Source organism: Mesorhizobium sp. M3A.F.Ca.ET.175.01.1.1 (genome assembly GCF_004791945.1).
Lineage (GTDB): Bacteria > Pseudomonadota > Alphaproteobacteria > Rhizobiales > Rhizobiaceae > Mesorhizobium.
Map to the genome: position 1 here is coordinate 1 of NZ_SRTP01000084.1, position 434 is coordinate 434.

1 protein-coding gene is annotated in these 434 nt (G+C 62.9%); it reads left to right on the forward strand.

Annotation, left to right across the window (positions count from 1 at the left end):
- Positions 1–85: 85 nt before the first annotated feature.
- On the forward strand, positions 86–434 hold a 349-nt coding region (locus EN818_RS30845), incomplete at its 3' end, for a hypothetical protein (protein ID WP_135906603.1).

Consider the following 434-nt stretch of genomic DNA (forward strand, 5'->3'; position numbering starts at 1 on the left):
GCCTCCGCCACCTCATCGGCGGCCGGTTCGTGCAACGCATCGGCCCTCGCACCTACGCGGTGCTGCGCCGGCCGGAGGAATTCGCATGACGCGCACCATCACGGCTCGCGAGCGTATCGAAATGCTCGAGGAGGAAAACCGCCAGCTCAAAGACAAGATCGCCAAGCTGACAGGCCGCAACGACGCCAATGTGGCACGCAAGGTCTTCGGCCTCACAGAGGCGGAAGCCGCCATCGTCATGATGTTGGTCACCTGCGGCGAAGCCGAATACGGCCAGCTGCAGGCCTCGATCTACACCGATCGACACCTCGTTGAACTCCTCGACCCCGACTGGGCAATTCGTTCCCACATGAAACGGATCCGTCGCAAGACCAGGCTGCACGGTGTCGACTTCGAGACCGTCTCCGGCGTGGCCTACCGGGTGAGCAATGATC